The sequence below is a fragment of the Pseudomonas sp. NPDC087358 genome, assembly GCF_044900785.1.
In the GTDB taxonomy this organism is placed as follows: Bacteria; Pseudomonadota; Gammaproteobacteria; order Pseudomonadales; family Pseudomonadaceae; genus Aquipseudomonas.
This window is the reverse complement of sequence record NZ_JBJDOA010000006.1, coordinates 72,184-89,073: the sequence shown is the minus strand read 5'-3', so window position 1 is coordinate 89,073 and position 16,890 is coordinate 72,184. Positions and strand designations below refer to the sequence as shown.

General features: G+C 60.8%; 12 protein-coding genes. 4 read left to right on the top strand and 8 right to left on the bottom strand.

Going from position 1 to position 16,890, the window contains the following annotated elements; translation table 11 throughout:
• Positions 1–2: 2 nt before the first annotated feature.
• From pilQ to ACI2KS_RS15705, 5 genes are read right to left on the bottom strand one after another with little or no spacing between them, the layout of a single operon-like run.
• A complete protein-coding gene (pilQ, locus tag ACI2KS_RS15725) occupies positions 3–2,096 on the bottom strand; it encodes a type IV pilus secretin PilQ (protein ID WP_404621781.1) in 2,094 nt (697 codons plus the stop codon).
• Positions 2,097–2,149: 53 nt separating this feature from the next.
• On the bottom strand, positions 2,150–2,677 hold the full coding sequence (locus ACI2KS_RS15720) for a pilus assembly protein PilP (RefSeq protein ID WP_404621779.1): 528 nt from the start codon (positions 2,675–2,677) through the stop codon (positions 2,150–2,152).
• A complete protein-coding gene (gene pilO / locus ACI2KS_RS15715) occupies positions 2,674–3,321 on the bottom strand; it encodes a type 4a pilus biogenesis protein PilO (RefSeq protein WP_404621777.1) in 648 nt (215 codons plus the stop codon). The genes ACI2KS_RS15720 and pilO overlap by 4 nt, the downstream gene beginning before the upstream one ends.
• A complete protein-coding gene (locus ACI2KS_RS15710) occupies positions 3,318–3,884 on the bottom strand; it encodes a PilN domain-containing protein (protein ID WP_404621775.1) in 567 nt (188 codons plus the stop codon). The genes pilO and ACI2KS_RS15710 overlap by 4 nt, the downstream gene beginning before the upstream one ends.
• Positions 3,884–4,948: a pilus assembly protein PilM gene (locus ACI2KS_RS15705; protein ID WP_404621773.1), complete on the bottom strand. Its 1,065-nt coding sequence runs from the start codon at positions 4,946–4,948 to the stop codon at positions 3,884–3,886. Before ACI2KS_RS15705 ends, ACI2KS_RS15710 begins: the two co-directional genes overlap by 1 nt.
• Before the next feature lie 206 nt (positions 4,949–5,154).
• Here ACI2KS_RS15705 and ACI2KS_RS15700 point away from each other — a divergent pair, with 206 nt between their 5' ends.
• Positions 5,155–7,632 carry a penicillin-binding protein 1A gene (locus tag ACI2KS_RS15700; RefSeq protein ID WP_404621771.1) on the top strand — a complete coding sequence of 826 codons (2,478 nt, stop codon included), beginning with the start codon at positions 5,155–5,157 and terminating at the stop codon, positions 7,630–7,632.
• A 1,521-nt stretch (positions 7,633–9,153) separates the two neighbouring features.
• On the opposite strand, the gene ACI2KS_RS15695 is transcribed toward ACI2KS_RS15700, so the two are convergent.
• The 3 genes from ACI2KS_RS15695 to rpmE form a co-directional block, all read right to left on the bottom strand.
• Entirely contained in the window at positions 9,154–10,422 is a 1,269-nt protein-coding gene (locus tag ACI2KS_RS15695; protein WP_404621769.1) for a malic enzyme-like NAD(P)-binding protein, read from the bottom strand.
• A gap of 180 nt (positions 10,423–10,602) precedes the next feature.
• Entirely contained in the window at positions 10,603–11,406 is an 804-nt protein-coding gene (locus ACI2KS_RS15690) for a thermonuclease family protein (protein WP_404621767.1), read from the bottom strand.
• A 22-nt stretch (positions 11,407–11,428) separates the two neighbouring features.
• The gene (gene rpmE, locus ACI2KS_RS15685; protein ID WP_404621765.1) at positions 11,429–11,662 is read right to left on the bottom strand and encodes a 50S ribosomal protein L31; all 234 of its coding nucleotides are present in this window, start codon (positions 11,660–11,662) and stop codon (positions 11,429–11,431) included.
• A gap of 168 nt (positions 11,663–11,830) precedes the next feature.
• Between rpmE and ACI2KS_RS15680 the strand changes: the two genes are divergently transcribed.
• From ACI2KS_RS15680 to ACI2KS_RS15670, 3 genes are all read left to right on the top strand, one after another.
• The gene (locus ACI2KS_RS15680) at positions 11,831–14,050 is read left to right on the top strand and encodes a primosomal protein N' (RefSeq protein WP_404621763.1); all 2,220 of its coding nucleotides are present in this window, start codon (positions 11,831–11,833) and stop codon (positions 14,048–14,050) included.
• A 296-nt stretch (positions 14,051–14,346) separates the two neighbouring features.
• Complete coding sequence (gene argS / locus ACI2KS_RS15675; protein ID WP_404621761.1) at positions 14,347–16,083, top strand: arginine--tRNA ligase; 1,737 nt, start codon at positions 14,347–14,349, stop codon at positions 16,081–16,083.
• 1 nt (position 16,084) lies between these two features.
• On the top strand, positions 16,085–16,774 hold the full coding sequence (locus ACI2KS_RS15670) for an SPOR domain-containing protein (RefSeq protein ID WP_404621760.1): 690 nt from the start codon (positions 16,085–16,087) through the stop codon (positions 16,772–16,774).
• The last annotated feature ends 116 nt before the right edge of the window (positions 16,775–16,890 follow it).

Genomic DNA, 16,890 nt, shown 5'->3' with positions numbered 1-16,890 from the left:
AATCAACGACTCACAGCAATCGCCTGGTTGTTCATGATACGCGGAGTGAGGAACACCAACAGCTCGGATTTTTTCTCCGAGACCACATCCCGCCGGAAAAGGCGGCCAACATACGGCACATCGCCCAAAAATGGCACCTTGTCGACGACTTTACTCTGCGTATTGGAGAACACACCACCAATTACGATGGTTTCGCCATCGGCCACCAGCACTTTGGCATTGACTTCGTTTTTCTTGATGGGCGGCACGCCCAGCACGGTATTGACGTAGTCCGGCTCGTCCTTGGTGACCTTCACTTCCATGATGATGCGGTTATCCGGGGTGATCTGCGGGGTCACTTCCAGAGACAGCGAGGCCTCTTTGAAGGACACCGACGTCGCACCGCTGGAACTGGCTTCCTGATAAGGGACTTCCGTACCCTTGAGGATCTTCGCGGTTTCCTTGTCCGAGGTCACAACCTTGGGCTGGGAAACCACTTCCCCGTTGCCGGTCTTCTCCATGGCACTGAGTTCCAGGTCCAGGATGGTGTTATTGGTCAAGAAGCCCAGGCCGATGGTCGAAGTGGGGTTAGCCACGCCCATGTCCACATAAGGACCATTGGTCGCGCCCGCGCCGCTCACCGTGCCGTTGCCGCCGGCTGTGAAGTTGCCGCTGGTGCTGGAGCCGCCCCAACGCACGCCGATTGCCTTGTCGTAGTCGACGTTGGCTTCGACGATGCGCGCCTCGATCATTACCTGACGCACCGGAATATCAAGCTGGGAGACGATACGGCGCAGCTCGTCCAGACGATCCTGGGTCTGGTAGGCAATGATGTTGTTGGTGCGCTCATCGACTGTGATCGAACCGCGCTCGTCGGACTTCGACTCGGCACTGGTCACCGACTGGAACAGCTTGGCGATGTCGGCGGCCTTGGCGTAGTTGACCTGCAGCAGCTCACGACGCAGCGGCGCCAGCTCGGAAATCTGCTTGAGCGATTCCAGCTCCTGACGCTCACGGGCGGCAATCTCATCCGCCGGCGCGACCAGCAGCACATTGCCGATCTTGCGCTTGTCCAGGCCCTTGGTCTTGAGTACCAGATCCAGCGCCTGATCCCACGGCACGTTCTGCAGGCGCAGAGTGATACCGCCCTGCACGGTGTCACTGGCGACCAGGTTGAGGTTGGTGAAATCGGCGATCAGCTGCAGTACCGAGCGCACATCGATGTCCTGGAAATTCAGCGACAGTTTCTCGCCGGTGTAGACCAGCTTCTCTGAGTTACGACGCTCGACATCTTCGTTGGTCAACGGGCGCACGCTGATGGTCAGCTTGTTATCGGTCTGATAGGCCGAATAGTCGAACGCACCGGACGGCTCGATGGAGATGCTGGCCTTGTCGCCGCTGACACTGGAGTTGATGAACTGGACCGGGGTGGCGAAATCCTTCACATCGAGACGTACACGCAGCGGATCAGGCAATTGAGTCTTGGCAAAGTCGACACGGATCTTGCCGCCCTGCTCCTGGATATCGGGCGCGATACCCGTATCGCTCAGCTCGATGACGACATTGCCCTCACCCAGCTCACCGCGCTGGAAATCGACGTTTTTGACCGCTCGCGGGCCTGGAGAAAACGACCGGGCAGCAGGTTTGGGCTGTGCAGTGGCGTTTACCGACGCCGGAGGAACGCTGACTCGGGGCGCACCCTGGGCGGTACTGGGTTGCGAACCCTGCGCCGCAGCGGCGCCCTGACCCACGACCACGAACAGGTTATTGCCTTCGACCCTGGAGCTGTATGGCGCAAGCGTGGTGAGGTTAATGATCACCCGCGTGCGGTCCTTGGCTTCGACCACCACCACACTGTGGGCGTTACCCGACCCCAGGTCACGACTCTTGATCGCCAGCTGGCTGGTCACGCCGGGCAGATCCAGCGCGATACGCGCCGGCTGCTCAGTGGTGTAGCCACGAGGCGCCGCCACCGGACCGTCGAAGGAAAGCTTCAACTCGACCCGATCCCCCGGCAATGCGGCAACATCCATCGTCTTGAGATTGGCCGCCTGGAGAATCGGTGAAAGCATCGCCATCCCTAGCGACATGCCGATAATCGAAAGAATCCTAGTCATGTTCACATTCCACCACTGTGCAGATCCGAAGGTGTTTCGCTTGCCTGTCATGTTCATGAGCGTTCTTTGAGGGAAATGCTGCGCGGCCGCTCAAGCCACGCCCCCTCTCCATCGGGCACGATCTCGATCAGCTGCACCTCGGACTCGTTGATGGAGATGATCCGGCCATCGTTGCGGCCCAGATAATCACCTACCTTGACCCGGTGCACGCCGCCGGCGCCACGCAACAGGGCGAACATACCGGATTCATTGCTCAGGGTGCCGACCATTTCGAAACCGTCGATATTGAACCCTTCAAGGAACTGCTTGACCCGGGTCGGATCCGGATGGACCAGGTGCGAGCCCTTCTGGCGGTTTACCAGATCGACCTTGATCGGCGGCTGAAACGGGCTGCGCAGGCTCGCGGCTGCGTAGGTGAAAGCCTCATAAGGACGAAACTTGGGCATCGGCTCGATGTTGCCGACCGGACGCGCGCGCACCTCTGCCATGAACTGCTTCAAATCGTCGAAGTCGCCCGAACCGTCGCAACCTGCCAACCCCATCAGCGTGACGCCGATGCACAACCAACGCACGGCCCTCATTTCGCCTGTCCTTTCGTGTCAGTGCCCTGTAGTCCCTTGTCGTTATAGCGATAGGTCTTGGCCAGGATGCTCATGCGCAGCTTCCCGGGGGACTTGGGGTCCACCGGTTTGATTTCGAAATCGTGCAAGGTGACGATGCGCGGCAAGCTGGCCACGCCGCTGACGAAGGTCGCCAGGTCGTGATAGGCGCCCGTCACCGTGATCTGTATCGGCAGCTCGATGTAGAACTGCTGGGCCGCTTCAGGCAGCAGCTTGATCTCTTCGAACTCAAGACCGCTGCCAAGGCCGGTACGGGTAATGTCTTCCAGCAAGCCCGGGACCTCGGTATCGCTGGGCAGTTGCCGCAGCAGCGCGCCGAAGGTGTTTTCCATCTCCACCATCTGCGCTTTGTAGGCGGTCAGGTTCGCCGCCTGGTAAGCCTTGTTGGAAAACTGCTCCTTGAGCGTGGCCTCGTCACCGCGCGCCTGATCCAGCTGCGTCTGCATGTCCTGGATGTAGAAGAAGTACCCCCCGGCCAGCACCAGTACCAACAGCAGGGCGCCGGCAATGGTCTTGACCGCGGCAGGCCATGAACCGAGATTGTTGAGTTCCAGATCGTTGATATCGATCTTGCGCAGGCTGTCCAGCCATTCATTCACATTCATGGCTTGGCTCCTTCGACAGCCGGCTGAGTCTGACGGACGGTCAGCTGGAAGGTGTTGGACTGATCCACCGACCCTGCGGTGTTGGCCTTGACCTCGGTCAGACTCGGCGCCTCCAGCCAGTCGGAGGCGTCCAGATTACGTAGCAGGTCCGACACGCGGTTGTTCGACTCCGCGGCGCCGGCGATGCTGATCAGCTTGTCGGCCATCTTCACTTCGCTGAAATACACGCCATCGGGCAATGTCCGCGCCAGCTGGTCGAAGATCCGACCGATGATCGGCCGGTTGCCTTGCAGGTCCTGGATGATTTTCATCCGCTCCAGCAACTGCTTGCGCCGCGCCTTCAGCTCGCTGATCTCCTTGATGCGCGCATCGAGCTGGACGATCTCGGTCTTGATGAACTGGTTGCGCGCGTTCTGGTGGCTGATCGCGCTGCTCAAATATTGATCAGCCAGCAGGATGGCACCGATGCCGATCACCAGAACGCCGACCAGGGAGATCAGAAAACGCTTTTTACGCTCTTCGCGCTGTTGTTCACGCCAGGGAAGCAGGTTGATCCGTGCCATTAGTCGAAGCTCCTCAAAGCCAGACCGCAGGCGATCATCAGTGCCGGGGCATCACTGGCCAGGGCGCCGGCGTTCACTTTGGCGCTCAGGGCCATGTCGGCGAAGGGGTTGGCGACCATGGCGGGCGTACCCAGACGCTCCTGAATCAGGCGGTCGAGTCCGGCAATGGATGCCGTGCCGCCTGCCAGCATGATGTAGTCGACACGGTTGTACTGGCCAGCTGCGAAGAAGAACTGCAGGGAGCGGGATACTTGCTGAACCACGGCGTCCTTGAATGGCTGCAGCACTTCCATCGTGTAGTCGTCCGGCAATCCGCCCTGCTTTTTCGCAAGGCCTGCCTCGCCCACGGACAAGCCGTAGCGGCGCTGAATTTCCTCGGTGAGCTGACGACCACCGAACAGCTGCTCGCGGGTGTAAATGATCCGGCCGTTATGCAGCACGCTGAGGGTGGTCATGGTGGCGCCGATGTCGATCACTGCCACCGTCAGCTGATCGTGGTCTTGCCCCAGTTGGGAGGACAGCAGGCCGAAGGAGCGCTCCAGTGCGTAGGCTTCGACATCGACCACGCGAGCCGTCAGCCCGGCCAGGGCCAAGGCAGCTTCGCGCACTTCGACGTTTTCCTTGCGGCAGGCAGCCAGTAGCACTTCGACGCGCTCGGGATTGCGCGCCGAATAGCCCTGGACTTCGAAATCGATGGCGACTTCTTCCAGTGGGTAGGGAATGTATTGGTCGGCTTCGATCTTGAGCTGGTTTTCCATCTCGTCGTCGGAAAGCCCTGCGTCCATCTCGATAGTCTTGGTAATGACCGCCGAACCCGCCACCGCAACCGCCGCGATTTTGACGTTGCTCTTGGCTTTTACCAGCACGCGCGTCAATGCATTGCCGACACCTTCGAGCTCGGCAATGTTCTTTTCTACCACCGCATTGGCAGGCAACGGTTCGACCGCGTAGGACTCGACCTTGTAGCGGGTACCGGAACGACTCAATTCAAGGAGCTTTACCGAGGTGGAGCTAATATCGATCCCTAGAAGGGTATTGGCCTTCTTACTGAAGAGTTCGAACACAACCGATTCCCTATGCGTTTCCGTCACTTACGGATATTTTTTTGACCAACGCCACTGTCGGCAGCCTTGACAGTAGCGCAAATAACGCTCGGCGACGAAAAATGCTTATAATGCCCAGCGTTTTTTTCGTGTAGCGAAGCTTCAAGGCGTGTTCATTTGTCGATGCCTGCGCTTAACTCATTCTTTTATCTGGAAATCCAAAAGCCTTGATACGCCTGCTGAAGTTTTTCTGGTGGTCCTTCGTCGCTCTCGTATGCGGACTGCTGCTCGGCTTGACCGGGGCCTTCCTCTACCTGTCTCCAAACCTGCCCTCGGTCGACGCGCTGCGCAACATCCAGCTGCAGATCCCGCTGCGGGTGTTCAGCAGCGATGGCAAGCTGATCGCCGAGTTTGGCGAGATGCGCCGCTCTCCCATCCGTTTCGCCGACATTCCGCCCAATTTCATTCATGCGTTGCTATCGGCCGAAGACGACAACTTCGCCAACCACTATGGCGTGGACCCCAGCAGCCTGATGCGCGCCGCCAGCCAACTGGTCAAGAGCGGTCACATTCAGTCCGGCGGCTCGACCATCACCATGCAGGTCGCCAAGAACTACTTCCTGACCAGCGAGCGCAGCTTCTCACGTAAAACCACCGAGATTCTCCTGGCCTTGCAAATCGAGCGCCAACTTACCAAGGACGAGATTCTCGAGCTGTACGTCAACAAGATCTATCTGGGCAACCGGGCCTACGGCATCGAGGCCGCGGCACAGGTTTACTACGGTAAATCCATCCGTGATCTGAGCGTTGCCCAGATGGCGATGATCGCCGGCCTGCCCAAGGCGCCGTCACGATTCAACCCACTGGCCAACCCGGTGCGGGCCAAGGAGCGTCGCGACTGGATCCTGGGCCGCATGTTCAAACTGGGCAAGATCGACCAGAGCACCTATCAGACCGCTCTGGCCGAGCCTATCAATGCCAGCTATCACGTTCAGAGCCCTGAAGTGAACGCGCCGTACATCGCCGAAATGGCCCGCGCCGAGATGGTCGGTCGCTACGGCAGCGAAGCGTACACAGAAGGCTTCCGCGTCACCACTACCGTGCCGAGTAATCTGCAGGAAGACGCCAACAAGGCGGTGCAGGATGGCCTGATCGAATATGACCAGCGCCACGGCTATCGCGGGCCTGAGAGCCGCTTCCCCGGCCTGACCCGGGACGCCTGGATCCAGGAACTGTCCAAGCAGCGTCCGATCAGCGGTCTTGAGCCGGCCATCGTCAGCCAGGTCGACAAGAACGGCATCCACGTCCTCACGCGCAATGGCGAGAAAGAAGAAACCGTCGCCTGGGACAGCATGAAGTGGGCCAAGGCCTTCCTCAACACCAACAGCGTCGGCGCAAATCCGAAGCAGGCCGCCGATGTCGCCCACGTCGGTGATCTGATCCGCGTACAGCGCCAGCCGGACAACTCGCTCAAGTTCAGCCAGATCCCGGTTGCACAAAGCGCGCTGGTGTCGCTGGACCCGCACAATGGTGCGATTCGCGCGCTGGTCGGCGGCTTTGCCTTCGAACAGAGCAACTACAACCGCGCCATGCAGGCCAAGCGCCAGCCGGGCTCAAGCTTCAAGCCGTTCCTCTACTCTGCCGCCCTGGATAACGGCTACACCGCCGCGAGCCTGGTCAACGACGCGCCGATCGTGTTCGTCGACGAGGCCATAGACAAGGTCTGGCGTCCGAAGAACGACACTGGCACCTTCCTCGGCCCGATCCGTCTGCGCGAAGCGTTGTACAAGTCGCGCAACCTGGTGTCGATCCGCCTGCTGCAGAGCCTGGGGGTCAACACGGCGATCAACTACATCACCCGTTTTGGCTTCAACAAACAAGACCTGCCGCCGAATCTGTCGCTGGCGCTGGGTACTGCGACACTGACCCCGATGGAAATCGTCAGCGGCTGGAGCACCTTCGCCAACGGTGGCTACAAGATCAGCCCATACCTGATCGACAAGATCGAAGACCGCGAAGGCAAGACACTGTTCGTTGCCAACCCGCCGACCGTTCCGGCCAACGACCCGAACCCCAAGGCTGTCAGCGAAACCGCCATCAGCAGCGCATCGACCTACGCGGCTCCGCAAACCCCGGCCCTGACCGCCAACACGGTGCCCAATGCCCTGGACACTAATGGTGCACCGCCCGCACCGGCCGTTGCCGAGCGCATTGTCGACGGTCGCACCACCTACATCCTCAACAGCATGCTGCAGGACGTGATCAAGCGTGGTACCGGGCGCCGCGCCCTGTCGATGAACCGTCCGGACATCGCGGGCAAGACCGGCACCACCAACGATTCGAAAGACGCCTGGTTCACCGGCTACAACGCAGACTACGTCACCACGGTCTGGACCGGCTTCGACCAGCCGGAAAGCCTCGGCCGTCGTGAATTTGGCGGTACCGTCGCGCTGCCGATCTGGATGAGCTACATGAGCGCTGCCCTCAAGGACAAGCCACCGCATGTGCAGGCTGAACCCGACGGCATCCTGAGCCTGAGAATCGACCCGGTCAGCGGCCGCTCGGCCACGCCAAGCACGGCAGGGGCGTTCTTCGAACTGTTCAAGAGCGAAGACACGCCGCCTAGCGTGAACGAGCTCAACGGCAGCCCGGCACCCGGCAGCCCGCTGCCAGCAGATGAATCGGCGCCGATCGATTTGTTCTGATCTTATCGGCGATCTTCGAAATGGCGAAGATCCCCTGCAGGAGTGAGCTTGCTCGCGATGAAGACATGTCAGACAGCCCCACGGCGACTGATCTGCCGCAATCGCGAGCAAGCTCACTCCTACAGGCGACCGCTTTTCCAGCACCCACAAAAAAGCCCTGCATCGCTGCTGCCGATCGACCTCTTCTGATCCTGATAGGGAATCTTCGAAACGGCGAAGACCCCGGTAGGAGTGAGCTTGCTCGCGATAAAGACATGTCAGACAGCTCCACGGCGACTGATCTTCCGCAATCGCGAGCAAGCTCACTCCTACAGGCGACCACTTTTCAGCACCCACAAAAAAGCCCTGCATCGCTACTGCCGACCGACGTCTTCTGATCCGGATAGGAAATCTTCGAAACGGCGAAGATCCCCTGTAGGAGTGAGCTTGCTTGCGATGAAGACAGTCAGACAGCCCCACGGCGACTGATCTGCCGCAATCGCGAGCAAGCTCACTCCTACAGGCAGCCGCTTTTCCAGCACCCACAAAAAAGCCCTGCATCGCTGCTGCTGATCGACGTCTTCTGATCCTGATAGGGAATCTTCGAAACGGCGAAGACCCCCTGTAGGAGTGAGCTTGCTCGCGATGAAGACATGTCAGACAGCCCCACGGCGACTGATCTGCCGCAATCGCGAGCAAGCTCACTCCTACAGGCAGCCGCTTTTTCAGCACCCACAAAAAAGCCCTGCATCGCTGCTGCCGATCGACGTCTTCTGACCCTGATAGGGAATCTTCGAAATGGCGAAGACCCCCTGTAGGAGTGAGCTTGCTCGCGATGAAAACATGTCAGACAGCTCCACGGCGACTGATCTGCCGCAATCGCGAGCAAGCTCACTCCTACAGGCAGCCGCTTTTCCAGCACCCACAAAAAAGCCCTGCATCGCTGCTGCCGACCGACGTCTTCTGATCCTGCAAGGGAATCTTCGAAACGGCGAAGACCCCGGTAGGAGTGAGCTTGCTCGCGATGAAGACATGTCAGACAGCCCCACGGCGACTGATCTGCCGCAATCGCGAGCAAGCTGACCCCTACAGGCGACCACTTTTTAGCACCCACAAAAAAGCCCTGCATCGCCGCTGCCGATCGACGTCTTCTGATCCTGATAGGGAATCTTCGAAACGGCGAAGATCCCCTGTAGGAGTGAGCTTGCTCGCGATGAAGACATGTCAGACAGCCCCACGGCGACTGATCTGTCGCAATCGCGAGCAAGCTCACTCCTACAGGCGACCGCTTTTTCAGCACCCACAAAAAAGCCCTGCATCGCTGCTGCCGATCGACGTCTTCTGATCCTGATAGGGAATCTTCGAAATGGCGAAGATCCCCTGTAGGAGTGAGCTTGCTCGCGATGAAGACAGTCAGACGGCCCCACGGCGACTGATCTGCCGCAATCGCGAGCAAGCTCACTCCTACAGGCAGCCGCTTTTTCAGCACCCACAAAAAAGCCCTGCATCGCTGCAGGGCTTTTTGTTTGTAGCGTTCAGCTATCAGCCGTTGAACACGTCATCCACGCTCTTGAGCGGGTAGTGCTTCGGATACGGCAGGGTGGCAACGCCGCTCTCGATGGCCGCCTTGGCAACGGCATCGGAGATCAGACCCAGCAAGCGAACATCCATTGGCTTGGGAATGATGTACTGACGACCGAACTCCAGCTTGATACCGCCGTAGGCGTCGCAGACTTCCTGAGGCACCGGCAGCTTGGCCAGTTCGCGCAGGGCGTTGGCAGCGGCGATTTTCATCTCTTCGTTGATGCGGCTTGCACGAACGTCAAGCGCGCCACGGAAGATGAACGGGAAGCCCAACACGTTGTTGACCTGGTTCGGGTAGTCCGAACGACCGGTCGCCATGATCACGTCGTCACGGGTAGCGTGGGCCAGCTCCGGCGAAATTTCCGGATCCGGGTTCGAGCAGGCGAACACGATCGGGTTGGCCGCCATGGACTTCAGGCCTTCGGCGCTCAGCAGGTTCGGGCCGGACAGACCAACGAACACGTCAGCGCCATCCAGAGCGTCGGCCAGGGTGCGTTTGTCGGTGGCGTGCGCGAACTGCGCCTTGTACTGGTTCAGATCGGAGCGGCCGGAGTGAACCACACCGTTACGGTCGATCATGAAGATGTTTTCGATCGCAGCGCCCATGCTCACCAGCAACTTCATGCAGGAGATGGCGGCCGCGCCAGCGCCCAGGCAGACGATTTTCGCCTCGCCCAGGGTTTTGCCGGCGATTTCCAGGGCGTTGATCATGCCGGCCGCAGTAACGATCGCGGTGCCGTGCTGGTCATCGTGGAAAACCGGGATATCACATTGTTCGATCAGGGCCTTTTCGATCTCGAAGCACTCAGGTGCCTTGATGTCTTCCAGGTTGATGCCGCCGAACGTGATGGAGATGCGCTTGACGGTGTCGATGAAGGCCTGCGGGCTTTCCGAATCGACTTCGATGTCGAACACGTCGATACCGGCGAAACGTTTGAACAGAACACCCTTGCCTTCCATCACCGGCTTGGAAGCCAGCGGGCCAAGGTTACCCAGGCCCAGGATCGCGGTGCCATCGGAGATGACGGCTACCAGATTACCTTTGCCGGTGTACTTGTAAGCGAGTTCAGGATCGCGTGCGATTTCACGCACCGGCTCAGCAACGCCCGGGCTGTAGGCCAGCGACAGATCGCGAGCGGTGGCGGTGGCCTTGGTGAGTTCAACGCTCAGTTTCCCCGGACGAGGATGGGCGTGATATTCGAGAGCGGCAGTTTTCAAATCTGACATGTGGGCATTCCGCTTTTTTGCTGTTGGACAGACGGACCGACGAGCATACGCAAGTCAGAAAGTCCTAACAAGACTGGCGGGTCACCTGTGTCAAGGGGCCGCATCTACGACTTTCAGCGTAGAGCCGCGGAACACAAGGCTTTCAGTGTGCACAATCGAACTGAAAAAATGTCTACAATTTTAATTAGAAGTCGTATTCAACATCACGGGATGGGTGAGCGGCATCATCCAGCGCGCTTGACCTGCTTTAAGGCCACCACGGCGAGACCGATCGATGACCCACCCACGCGCTTCAATCTGCCGACCTTTGAGGCGCAGCAAAGAGGCGCTGTCGAACTGACTCAGCAGGTTGGGCGCAACACGCAGCACCAAGGCATCCCCCAGTTCGATCCAGAGGCCGCCACCGTTGCGCTGGACATCGCTGACTCGGCCCGACACCACGGCAAAACCACTGCGGTTGACTTGCGTCGCCGGCTGCACCGGGGAATTGCGCCACAGCCCGAGGCCGGCCTGACGCGCAACCTGTTCGGCCCCGGCCTGGCAATCGACCAGCGCGACGTTCGGAGAAACCGCAACCAGATAACCCAAGCCTTCGGCCAGCAGTTGCGCTTCGAAGTTGGCGCCGTTGCGACCGTAAACGTTGGCCAGCGTCCGACCGTAGCGGTCGGCAGCCTCCTTACCCACCAGCAGGCCGACCTGACCATCGGAATCATCGACCAGTGTTTGCAGACGACGCTTGGCCGCCTCGGCAAATGGCTCGGCGGACTGACCTTTTTTGCCGGTTTCCGGCGCGTTGAGGCCAATCATGCGCACGCTACGCCCATCGCTCAGGCGTAAGGTATCGCCATCGACCACACGCTGGACCTGCGCTGGCTGCAGGGAGGACGGCGCCGGGCACAGCGCATGGGCCGCAGACAGCCAAATCGCGGACATAAAAAAGGCGCCCGCAAGGGACGCCTTTTTAAGCAGCCTGGAGAAACCCATTGGAAACTCCAGACTTCCAGCCTTACTCGGCAGCTGCAGGAGCTTTGGTAGCGCCGAAAGCACCGAAACGCGACTTGAACTTGTCGACACGACCGCCGACGTCCAGCGTCTTTTGCTTACCGGTGTAGAACGGGTGGCACTCGTTGCACACGTCCAGGCTCAGAGGCTTGGCCAGGTTGGAACGAGTGTGGATGACGTTGCCGCAGCTGCAGGTCGCAACGACGTCTTCGTAAACTGGATGGATATCAGCTTTCATCGGTATTTCCTCAGGCTAGCGTGCCGCCACCCAACACTATTGTTGAATACCGCACGGAATTAGGCCGCGCATATTACCAGACATCGCAAATGACGCAAGGGCACGTTAACGCCGGTCGTCTGCTAAGATCGCGCCCTTGGTCATACTCCGTAACAGGAAATCCCCCGCGTGCCCGACGCCATCTTGCGCCTCGCCCTGCCCTCGCCTCTGCGCCGCCTGTTCGACTACCGCGCTCCTGCCGGCGTCTCTCGCGACGCCTTGCAGCCCGGCATGCGCCTGCGGGTGCCGTTCGGCCGCCGGGAGATGATCGGCATCCTGATCGAAATCACCGATCACAGCGAGGTGCCAGCCGACAAACTCAAGCCCGCCATCGCCCTTCTGGATGCCGAAGCGCCCTTGCCACCCGCGCTGTTCAAGTTGTGCCTGTGGACCGCTCAGTATTACCAGCACAGCCTCGGCGACACATTAAGCTGGGCATTGCCGGTGTTGCTGCGTCAGGGCGAACCTGCCGAGGCGCGACAGGAGCGTTTCTGGCAGATCGCCGACGGTGCCAGCATCGATGATCCGCGCATCGCACGGGCGCCGAAACAGAAAGAAGCGCTCAAGACGCTGGCCCAGCACCCCCATGGCGTCGCTCATCAGCTATTGAGCAAGCTGATGCTCAATCGCGACAGCCTGAACCTGCTTCTGGCCAAGCAACTGGTCACGGCAGAGGTGCGTGGCCACGCGCCCACCGCGCGACATGAGCATTGGCTGGCCCAGCCGGAGTTGCCACTGAACACCGAACAACGCGCCGCTTTCGAGGCGATTCGCTCAGGCTTTGGCAGTTTTCATGCCTCTCTGCTGGCAGGCGTCACCGGCAGCGGCAAGACCGAGGTGTATCTGCAGCTGATCCGCGAAACCCTTGAGGCCGGCAAGCAGGCGCTGGTGCTGATTCCGGAAATCAACCTGGGTCCGCAAACCCTGGCGCGCTTCGAGCAGCGGTTCAACGCGCGCATCGCCCTGTTGCACTCGGCGGTCAATGACCGGGATCGCCTCGACGCCTGGCTGGCAGCGCGCGACGGCGAGGCAGACATCATCATCGGCACGCGTTCGGCGCTGTTCACGCCGATGAAGAACCCCGGGCTGATCATCATCGACGAAGAGCACGACGGGTCCTATAAACAGCAGGAGGGCCTGCGCTACCACGCGCGGGACCTGGCGCTGGTCCGCGCACGTCAGGAAGACATTCCTATCGTGCTTGGCTCGGCCACGCCATCACTGGAAAGCCTGCACAACGCCTACACCGGGCGTTACGCCCTCCTACGCCTGAACCAGCGCGCCGGCGGCGCTCAACAACCGCGATTCCTGCGCCTGGACGTCAAGAGTCGACCGTTGGACAGCGGTATTTCCGGCCCCATGCAGCAGGCCATCGGTCAAACCCTGGCGGCCGGCCAGCAGGTGCTGGTTTTTCTCAATCGCCGGGGTTTCGCGCCGACCCTGCTGTGTCACGACTGCGGGTGGCTGTCGGAATGCAACCGGTGCGATGCACGCATGACAGTCCATCAGCGTTCAGGCGAATTACGCTGCCACCACTGTGGCCATGTCGAGCGCGTCCCGCGCAACTGCCCGGCGTGCGGCAAGGTTGACCTGCGCCCGGTCGGTGCGGGCACTGAGCGCGCCGAGGAACGGCTGGCGATTTTGTTCCCCGACTATCCGGTGCTGCGGGTTGATCGCGACAGCACCTCGCGCAAGGACGCGATGAAACATCTGTTCGCGACGATTCAGAAGGGGCAGCCTTGCATCCTGGTCGGCACACAGATGCTGGCCAAGGGTCATCACTTCCCCCGCGTGACGCTGGTGTCGATCCTGGATGCCGACGGCGGGCTGTTTTCCGGCGACTTCCGCGCCAGTGAGCGCATGGCCCAGCTGATCGTGCAGGTGGCTGGGCGGGCCGGACGCGCAGGAGAACCGGGCAAGGTGATCATTCAGACGCACCTGGCCGATCATCCGCTGTTGATCCAGCTCACCGAGCAGGGCTACTTCGCCTTCGCCGAGCAGGCATTGAGTGAACGTCGCGCTGCCGGCTTGCCGCCGTTCTCGCATCTGGCTCTGCTGCGCGCCGAGGCCCACAAACCGGGGCAGGCCGAGGGGTTTCTTGACCAGGCCTGCACCGAGGCCGAGCATCTGCTCAGGGAAATGGCGCTGGGCGGCATTGAACTGTTGGGCCCGGTTCCGGCTCCTATGGAGCGCCGCGCCGGCCGCTATCGCGCCCAGTTGCTGGTGCAGGCCAACGCCCGCGCGCCGCTGCACAAACTGCTGGCGACCTGGTTGCTGGCGCTGGAGAGCATGCCCAGCGGCAGGCAGGTGCGCTGGTCGCTGGATGTGGACCCGGTGGATCTTTATTGAACAGGCAACACCTGTAGGGGCGAGGCTTGTCTCTGGGCCGCATCCAGACGATCGCCTGCACAGCAGTCGTAAACCTGGGCAACCCGGTTATTTCTGACGGACCGCATTCGCCGGGTTTGCTGCCGCTTCGCGTCAGATCGCGGGACAAGCCACGCTCCCACAGGTGATTGTGGTCGCGACCAGTTTCACAACCGCACATCCAACGCGGTTGGCAAGGTGGCTCCGGCAACGGATAATGCCCAGTTTTTCCACCCGCGCATCGAGCGCTGCCGCGCTTGCGGTCGAAAGAGAGCCTCATGAAAGACACCATTCGCCAGCTGATTCAACAAGCTCTGAGCCAACTCGTCACCGAAGGCGTCTTGCCACAAGGGCTGACGCCGGCGATCCAGGTGGAAAACGCCAAAGACAAGAAAAACGGCGACTTCGCCAGCAATATCGCGATGATGCTGGCCAAGCCTGCGGGCATGAAGCCACGCGACCTGGCCGAGAAAATCGTTGCCGCGCTGCCTGCCGACGAGCAGGTCAGCAAAGTCGATATCGCCGGTCCCGGCTTCCTCAATTTCTTCCAGAACACCCAGGCCCTGGCCGCGCGTCTTGATGAAGCGTTCGCTGACGCCACGCTGTCGGTGCGCAAGAACGGTCCCGCCCAGCGCGTGGTGGTCGACCTGTCGGCGCCCAACCTCGCCAAAGAGATGCATGTCGGCCACCTGCGTTCGACCATCATCGGCGACGGCGTGGCCAGCGTCCTGGAGTTTCTCGGCGACACCGTGATCCGCCAGAACCACGTCGGCGACTGGGGCACTCAGTTCGGCATGCTGTTGGCCTATCTGCAGGAAACCCCGGCCACCAGCGACGAACTGTCGGACCTGGAAAACTTCTATCGTGCCGCCAAGGGTCGCTTCGACGAGTCCGAAGAGTTCGCCGAGCGCGCCCGTGGCCTGGTGGTCAAGCTGCAAGCCGGCGACCCCGAGTGCCTGACCTTGTGGACCCGCTTCAAGGACATCTCGCTGTCGCACTGTCAGCAAGTGTACGAGCGCCTGAACGTCAAACTGACGCCCAAGGATGTGATGGGCGAAAGCGCATATAACGACGATCTGGCCAACGTGGTCGCGGACCTGAAGAAGGCCGGCCTGTTGGTCGAAAGCAATGGCGCACAGTGCGTGTTCCTCGAAGAGTTCAAGACCGCAGAAGGCACCCCGCTGCCCGTGATCGTGCAGAAAGCCGGCGGTGGTTATCTTTATGCGACCACTGACCTGGCCGCTGTCCGCTACCGCAGCAACGTCCTGAAAGCCGACCGCGCGCTGTATTTCGTTGACCAGCGTCAGGCCCTGCACTTCCAGCAGGTGTTCGAAGTGGCGCGTCGCGCCGGCTTCGTCAGCAACGACATGCAGATGGAACACATGGGCTTCGGCACCATGAACGGCGCCGATGGCCGGCCGTTCAAGACCCGCGATGGCGGCACCGTCAAGCTGGTCGACCTGCTCGACGAAGCCGAAGAGCGCGCCTACGTGCTGGTCAAGGAGAAGAACCCTGAGGTCGCCGAGGCGGAACTGCGCGCCATTGCCAAGGCCGTGGGCATCAGTGCGGTGAAATACGCTGACCTGTCCAAGCACCGCGCCAGCGACTACAGCTTCAACTTCGACCAGATGCTCAGCTTCGAAGGCAATACCGCGCCCTATCTGCTGTACGCCTACACCCGTGTGGTCGGCGTGTTCCGCAAGCTGGGTGAGGCGTTCGACCAGAGCAAGGGTCAGATCGTCCTCGACGCACCCCAGGAACAGGATCTGGCAGCACGTCTGGCGCAGTTCGGTGAAACCGTGAACAACGTCGCCGAAAAAGGGACGCCGCATGTGCTGTGCGCCTACCTCTACGATCTGGCCGGGCTGTTCTCCAGCTTCTACGAGAACTGCCCGATCCTGAATGCGGAAAACCCCGAGCAACAACAGAGCCGTCTGCGTCTCGCGCACCTGACCGGTCGCACCCTCAAGCAAGGCCTGCAATTGCTGGGTCTGGAAACTCTGGAGCGTATGTAAGTTGGCAGTCAAAAAGAAACCTGCTCCCAAGCGCGGCGCCAGCCGGTACGAGGCACCCGCAAAGAAGCCGATTCCGGGATGGGTGTGGATGGCGGTCGGCCTGACCGTCGGCGCCTTCATCGTTTTCCTGATGAAACTGGAGCCGGGCAGCACCGATGTGAAGCGTGAGAAAGCCGACGCCAAGGCTGCGAAGATCGCCGAAGCCAACAAGACGCCGCCAAGCCCCACGGCGCCGGTCAAGCCCAAGTACGACTTCTACACCCTGCTGCCGGAGTCGGAAGTCATCGTGCCGAACGAAGCGGTACCGGAGAAGACCCCGCCTCCGGTGGTTGCGCCAACGACACCGGTGACGCCTGAACAGGCCGCCAAGATCGACACGGCGCGTGCCCAGGCGGCCCTCAGCGGCCTGACGCCACCACCCGCGCCACCGGTGAACAAACCCGCGCCAGTGACGACGTTCTTCCTGCAAGCCGGTTCGTTCCGCAAGCAGGCCGATGCCGACAAGGTCCGTGCGCAGATCATTCTGCTGGGGCAGGCGGCGACGGTGGAATCCGGCACGGTGAAGGATGAAACCTGGTACCGCGTGCTGGTGGGCCCGTTCAGCAATCGCGAACAATTGACCACCGCGCAGAAACAACTGGCCGGTGGTGGTTTCAGTAACCTTTTGTTGCAACAACGCCAGGCGAGATAATTAATCGCGGCGTGCAGGACACGCCGCAGATGATGATCGTCCCCACGCTCTGCGTGGGAAGGCCGGGCCGGGCGCTCTGCGTCCATATAGCCCACGCGCAGGGTCGGGAGATGCAT

Excerpts from the sequence above, each read along its gene's own strand:
- pilO (WP_404621777.1), bottom strand. The coding sequence starts at position 3,321 with ATGAATGTGAATGAATGGCTGGACAGCCTGCGCAAGATCGATATCAAC.
- ACI2KS_RS15695 (WP_404621769.1), bottom strand. The coding sequence starts at position 10,422 with ATGTCAGATTTGAAAACTGCCGCTCTCGAATATCACGCCCATCCTCGT.
- pilQ (WP_404621781.1), bottom strand. The coding sequence starts at position 2,096 with ATGACTAGGATTCTTTCGATTATCGGCATGTCGCTAGGGATGGCGATG.
- rpmE (WP_404621765.1), bottom strand. The coding sequence starts at position 11,662 with ATGAAAGCTGATATCCATCCAGTTTACGAAGACGTCGTTGCGACCTGC.
- ACI2KS_RS15720 (WP_404621779.1), bottom strand. The coding sequence starts at position 2,677 with ATGAGGGCCGTGCGTTGGTTGTGCATCGGCGTCACGCTGATGGGGTTG.
- ACI2KS_RS15690 (WP_404621767.1), bottom strand. The coding sequence starts at position 11,406 with ATGGGTTTCTCCAGGCTGCTTAAAAAGGCGTCCCTTGCGGGCGCCTTT.
- argS (WP_404621761.1), top strand. The coding sequence starts at position 14,347 with ATGAAAGACACCATTCGCCAGCTGATTCAACAAGCTCTGAGCCAACTC.
- ACI2KS_RS15710 (WP_404621775.1), bottom strand. The coding sequence starts at position 3,884 with ATGGCACGGATCAACCTGCTTCCCTGGCGTGAACAACAGCGCGAAGAG.